Source organism: Tardiphaga sp., assembly GCF_044340795.1.
In the GTDB taxonomy this organism is placed as follows: Bacteria; Pseudomonadota; Alphaproteobacteria; order Rhizobiales; family Xanthobacteraceae; genus Tardiphaga.
The window spans coordinates 1-5,800 of sequence record NZ_JBIISY010000317.1; the positions used below are offsets into that span (position 1 = coordinate 1).

8 protein-coding genes are annotated in these 5,800 nt (G+C 62.4%); all 8 read left to right on the top strand.

Going from position 1 to position 5,800, the window contains the following annotated elements; genetic code table 11:
- Positions 1–391, top strand: a 391-nt coding sequence (locus tag ACIQ17_RS30005; protein WP_398473108.1) for an FAD-binding protein, incomplete at its 5' end; no start/stop codon positions are given.
- A complete protein-coding gene (locus ACIQ17_RS30010; protein ID WP_398473109.1) occupies positions 388–1,161 on the top strand; it encodes an SDR family NAD(P)-dependent oxidoreductase in 774 nt (257 codons plus the stop codon). The genes ACIQ17_RS30005 and ACIQ17_RS30010, both read left to right, overlap by 4 nt.
- Before the next feature lie 25 nt (positions 1,162–1,186).
- Positions 1,187–1,972, top strand: a complete 786-nt coding sequence (locus ACIQ17_RS30015; protein ID WP_398473110.1) for an IclR family transcriptional regulator — start codon at positions 1,187–1,189, stop codon at positions 1,970–1,972.
- 95 nt (positions 1,973–2,067) lie between these two features.
- Positions 2,068–2,349 (top strand): type II toxin-antitoxin system HigB family toxin, encoded by a 282-nt coding sequence (locus ACIQ17_RS30020; protein WP_398473111.1) that lies wholly within the window; start codon positions 2,068–2,070, stop codon positions 2,347–2,349.
- On the top strand, positions 2,337–2,762 hold the full coding sequence (locus ACIQ17_RS30025) for a type II toxin-antitoxin system HigA family antitoxin (protein WP_398473112.1): 426 nt from the start codon (positions 2,337–2,339) through the stop codon (positions 2,760–2,762). The genes ACIQ17_RS30020 and ACIQ17_RS30025 overlap by 13 nt, the downstream gene beginning before the upstream one ends.
- A 180-nt stretch (positions 2,763–2,942) precedes the next feature.
- Entirely contained in the window at positions 2,943–4,280 is a 1,338-nt protein-coding gene (locus tag ACIQ17_RS30030) for an ABC transporter substrate-binding protein (protein ID WP_398473113.1), read from the top strand.
- Positions 4,281–4,378: 98 nt separating this feature from the next.
- Positions 4,379–5,215, top strand: a complete 837-nt coding sequence (locus tag ACIQ17_RS30035) for a carbohydrate ABC transporter permease (protein ID WP_398473115.1) — start codon at positions 4,379–4,381, stop codon at positions 5,213–5,215.
- Positions 5,215–5,800 (top strand): carbohydrate ABC transporter permease (locus ACIQ17_RS30040; protein WP_398473114.1); only part of this gene is annotated, 586 nt, incomplete at its 3' end. The genes ACIQ17_RS30035 and ACIQ17_RS30040, both read left to right, overlap by 1 nt.

The window sequence follows — 5,800 nt, forward strand, 5'->3', positions numbered from 1 at the left end:
CGCATTCGCGAACACCGTCACTCAGTTCAACGTCGATGCCGCCAACGGCCATGACCCCGCCTTCGGCAAGGGCTCGCGCGCCTATAACCGCTATCAGGGCGATGCCCAGCATGGCCCCAATCCCTGCGTGGCGCCGATCGAGACCGGACCGTTCTATGCCATCAAGATGGTGATCGGCGACCTCGGCACCTATGCCGGCATCAGGACCGACGCCCATGCCCGCGCGCTCGACGGCAATGGCGAGGTGATCCACGGCCTCTATGCCGCCGGCAATGACATGGCGAGCATCATGGGCGGCAACTATCCCGGCGCCGGCATCACCCTCGGCCCCGCCCTCACCTTCGGTTACATCGCCGGGCGCCATCTCGCCGGCAAACCGGTGGCGGCATGACCATGACCGTCTTCGCTCCCGACCTGCTGCTCGGACAGCTCGCTCTCGTCACCGGTGCCGGCAATGGCAACGGCCGCGCCATCGCACGCGGCCTCGCAGCGCATGGCGCGGACGTTGTCGTCACCGATATCGACGAAGCGGCGGCCGTAGAAACCGCACGGGAGATCAGGGCTAACGGCGATCGAGCTTGGCACTACCGTCTCGACGTGACCGATGTCGACGCCTGTCGAGAACTGGCCGACATCGTCCACGACGATGCCGGCGATATTTCGATCCTCGTCAACAATGCCGGCATCATCATCCGCGAGGGCATCGACTCCGAACGGGCCGCAGAGAACTGGCGCCGCGTACTCGACGTCAATCTCAATGGCGTTTTCAATGTCACCCATGCCTTCCTGCCGGCGCTGCGTGCGCGGCGCGGCAGCGTGATCAATCTCGGCTCCATCGCCTCCTTTGTCGGCGTCGCCGATACGCTCGGCTATTCACCCTCCAAGGGCGGCGTCAAATTGTTGACCCAGACACTGGCGCGTGAACTCGCAAAAGATGGCGTGCGCGTCAATGCGCTCGCGCCCGGCGTGATCGAGACCGCCATGACCGAAGGCACCCGCAATGATCCCGTGCGTCTCGCCGGCTTTCTCGGTCGCACGCCACTCGGGCGCGTCGGGCAGCCCGACGAGCTTGTCGGCCCCGTCGTCTTTCTCGCTTCCGACATGGCCTCCTATGTGAACGGCGCGACCTTGCCGGTGGATGGCGGCTTCCTCGCCGTGTAATGTCGCGCTCTGATGTGGGGCAAGCATGGCTAAAGAGAGTCGCGGCATCCAGTCGATCGAGGTCGGCGGAGAATTGCTGCAAGCGCTGGCGCGCAACGGCGAACCGATGATGCTACGTGATCTCGCGCGCGAGGCCGGCATGGCGCCAGCCAAGGCGCATCCCTATCTCGTCAGCTTTTCACGCATCGGTCTGATCGAGCAGGATCCATCCACCGGGCGATATGAATTCGGTGCACTGGCGCTCGAACTCGGCATCGTCACGCTGCGCCGGCTTTCCGCGGTGCGTGTCGCCACGCCTGCCATTACCGCCCTTGCCGCGCAGATCGACCACGCCGTATCGCTCGCGATCTGGGGCACGCATGGTCCGACCGTGGTCCGGCTCGAAGAGCCCAGCCATCCCGTCCATATCGCCATGCGCGTCGGCTCCACCGTGTCGCTGCTGGAGACCGCGACTGGCCGTATCTTCGCGGCCTTCCTACCGCCGACCACCATCAATGCTGCCCTTGACGAGGGGCTCGATCGCCTCTCCATCGGCTACGATCCGAAACGCGAGTCCAAGGGCCCGGCCATCGACAAGATCCTTGCCGATGTGCGCAGCCGCGGCCTCGCCCGCGCCGTCGGCGAACCGTTGCGCGGCGTCAATGCCTTCTCCGCGCCGGTGTTCGACCACAGTGGCGCCGTCGTCCTCTCCATCACCGCCATGGGCGCTGTCGGCACATTCGACGTCAACTGGAATAGCCCGATCGCAAAAGCGCTGCTCGATTGCACCCATGCGATCTCGCGCCGACTGGGACATGGCGTGAAGAATTAGTTCCCGCGCCTGGCCCGCACACCGCCAAACTTGCCACCTTGCCGTTTATCTCAATATGAGATATATGCTGGTATCAGCAAAATCGACGAGCGCCCATGCGGGTTATTTCAAACAGCGCGTTGGTCGTATTCTCGGGCAAGCATCAGGCGGCCGGCATTCCACTGCAGGTCTGGCGCAAGATCGTCGAGTCACGCTCGTTCGCGAATTTCGCTGATCTGAAGAAGACCTTTAACGCAGTCGATCGCGTTGGTGCCTTTTATGTCTTCGATATCGGCGGCAATAAGTTCAGGATCGTCGCCGCGATCCATTTCGACAAGCAGCGTCTCTATGTGAGGCACATCTTCACGCATAAGGAATATGATTCATGGAAGCCGTGAACCTGACCCGTGCAGAAGTGGATGATATCGCCGAGCATCTTAATGCTATTTCGGCCCACATTCCCTTGCACCCGATCAAGACGAAGCGTGATTACAAGGCAGCGACCGCCGCACTCAATGCGCTTCTGGATGCCGGTGGTGCAGATGAGAATGCGCCACTCTCCGCGCTAGTAACGCTGCTCGGCGACTTGATAGGCGACTACGAGGCAGCGCAACATCCTGCCGAACCAGCATCTCCCGCCGACACACTTCGCTTCCTGATGGATCAACACCAGCTCAAGCAGAGCGACCTTCCGGAACTCGGGAGCCAAGGCGTTGTTTCGGAGATTCTGAACGGGAAACGCGATCTGAACGTCCGGCAGATCAAGCTTCTGGCTGACCGCTTTAATGTCGGAGTCCAGGTGTTCGTCTGAACCTGCTGGCAGACCGGATTTCGGCCGCCCGCAGGTCGCGCGACAACTTGTCTGACAACCGGCATGTCCACCTTGCCACCTCGCCTCAGCATGTTACGCTTCCCTCCAGGCGCATCTCCGGTTCACGGGGAGCGACCCATAAAATCACCGCCGGTCAAGGCGGCTCGAGGGAGGATCATCATGGCCAGCCAAGGCCCGTCTCGTCGTGCCCTGCTCAAGGGCGCGCTCGCTACCAGCGCGCTGCCTGCGCTCGGATCGCTCGGCATCTCCACACCCGCCTTCGCCGAGCCGAACTGGAAGAAATATGCGGGCACCACCATCGAAGCCAATCTGATCAAGGGCCCGCGCGGCGAGTTGCTGCAGAAATATGCGTCCGAATTCACCGCCCTCACCGGCATCAAGGTCGAGTCCGAACTGATCCCGGAACAGCAACAACGCCAGAAGGCAGTGATCGAGCTCACCTCCGGCAAGCCAAGCTTCGACGTCGTACATCTCAGCTATCACGTGCAGAAGCGGCAATTCGAGAAGGCCGGCTGGCTCGCCGACATCTCGGGCTTCATGAAGGACCCGACGCTTACCGCGCCAGATCTCACCGTGGACGATTTTTCCGCTGCCGGCCGCGAATTCGCCCAGAACGACAAGGGCGTGATGCATTCGCTGCCTTGGTCGGTGGACTACTTCATCCTCTATTACAACAAGGAGATCTTCGCGAAGAAGAACGTCGCCGTGCCGAAGACCATGGACGAGATGGTCGCCGCCGCCGAGAAGCTCAACGATCCCGCCAACGGCATCTATGGCTTCACCGGCCGCGGCCTGCGCAACGCCAACATGACCTTGTGGAGCAATTTCTTCCTCAATTACGGCGGCGAATTCCTCGACGCCAAGGGCAACATTCTCACCGATGGCCCCGAATCCATCGAGGCGACAAAAGTCTATCAGCGCCTGATGATGAAGAGCGCGCCTCCTGGCGCCGCCGGCTTCAACTGGATGGAGTCGATGGCCTCGCTCACCCAGGGCCGTGCCGCCATGTGGATCGATGGTGTCGGCTGGGCACCGCCCATTGAGGATCCCAATGCGTCGCGCGTGGTCGGCAAGATCGGCTACACGCTGGTGCCAGCTGGACCGAAGGGCCAGTACTCCTCGACCTATGGCGACGGTGTCGGCATCGCAAAAACCTCGACCAAGAAGGAAGCCGCCTATCTCTATTGCCAGTGGGCGGTGTCCAAGCAGATGGGCGCGCGCCTGCTGCAGACCGGCGGCGGCGTGCCCTTCCGCAACTCGATCCTGAATGATGCGGAGGTCCGCAAGGGCGTGAAGAACCAGGAATGGCTGCAGTCCGTGATCGACTCCGCCAAGATCAGCAAGCTCGGCCTGCCCGTGATCATCCCGGTCGCGGAATTCCGCGATCTCGTCGGCGCCGGCATCACCGCCACGCTGGCGGGCGCCGATCCCGCCACCGAGCTCAAGAAAGCGCATGAGCAGTTCCGTCCCATCCTGGAGCGTAGCGAAAAGACGTGAGTGTGCTGGCTGCAGAACAACGAAGTGCGGCCGAGCCAACGGCCGTGAAAACGGACGAGTGGCGGCCGATCTCCTATTGGCCGTTCGTCCTGCCGGCGATGATCGTCGTGATGGCGGTCATCGTCTTCCCGTGGGCTTATACAATCTGGATGAGCCTGCATGAATGGAAGGTCGGCCAGGCGCCGACCTTTGTCGGCTTCGCCAATTACATGCGCCTGCCCGGCGATGCCCGCTTCGTGGAATCCGTGTGGCACACGCTGGTCTATACGGTGCTGTCCGTGGTGCTGCCGGTGGTGCTCGGCACGCTCGCGGCCGTCGTGTTCAACAACCGCTTCCCGCTGCGCGGCTTCATCCGCGGGTTGTTCATCCTGCCGATGATGGCAACGCCCGTGGCCATCGCGCTGGTCTGGACTATGATGTTCCACCCGCAGCTCGGCATCCTCAATTATCTGCTCTCATTGGTCGGCCTGCCGCCATCGCTGTGGGTGTTCCACCCCGCCACCGTCATCCCCTCGCTGGTGCTGGTGGAAACATGGCAATGGACGCCGCTCGTCATGCTGATCGTGCTGGGCGGCCTCAGTGCGCTGCCGAGCGAGCCCTATGAAAGCGCGCAGATCGATGGCGCCACGCCGTGGCAGACCTTTCGCCATATCTCGCTGCCGATGATCATGCCGTTCCTGTTCATTGCCGCGATGATCCGCATGATCGACGCCGTGAAAAGCTTCGACATCATCTTCGCCATCACCCAGGGCGGCCCCGGCAGCGCCTCGGAGACCATCAATCTTTATCTCTACAGCGTCGCCTTCGTTTACTACGACGTCGGCTATGCCTCGGCCATCGTGGTGGTGTTCTTCGCGCTGATCATCGCGCTCGCAGGCGCCCTCCTGCATCTGCGCCAGCGCACCCACTGGAACGAGAGCGGAGGCAGCGCCTGATGCGAACCCTGCTCGGCCGGATCGGCCTCGCTTTCGCCGTCCTCGTGATCGTGTCGCCGGCGATCCTGTTCTTCCTCTGGATGCTGTCGCTCTCGCTCAAATTCGAGATCGACAACGCCTCCTATCCGCCTGTCTTCATCCCCGAGCGGATCAACTGGGGCAACTATGCCGCCGTCATCGAATCCAAGCGGTTCATGACCTATTTCTTCAACACGCTGATCGTCACCGGCGCCGCGACCCTGTTCGCCCTCGTCGTCGGCGTCCCCGCCGGCTACGGGCTCGCTCGCATGCGCGCGCGCAAGGCGGCGATCCTGATCCTGATCGCGCGCATCACGCCCGGCCTGTCCTATCTCATCCCGCTCTTTCTGCTGTTCCAGTGGCTCGGCCTGCTCGGCACGCTGTGGCCGCAGATCATCATCCATCTCGTGGTCACCGTGCCCATCGTGATCTGGATCATGATCGGCTATTTCGAGACCACGCCGATGGAGCTGGAAGAGTCTGCCGTGATCGACGGCGCCAATCGCTGGCAGGTGTTCCGCCATGTCGCGCTGCCGATCGCCAAGCCCGGCATCGCCGTGGCCTTCA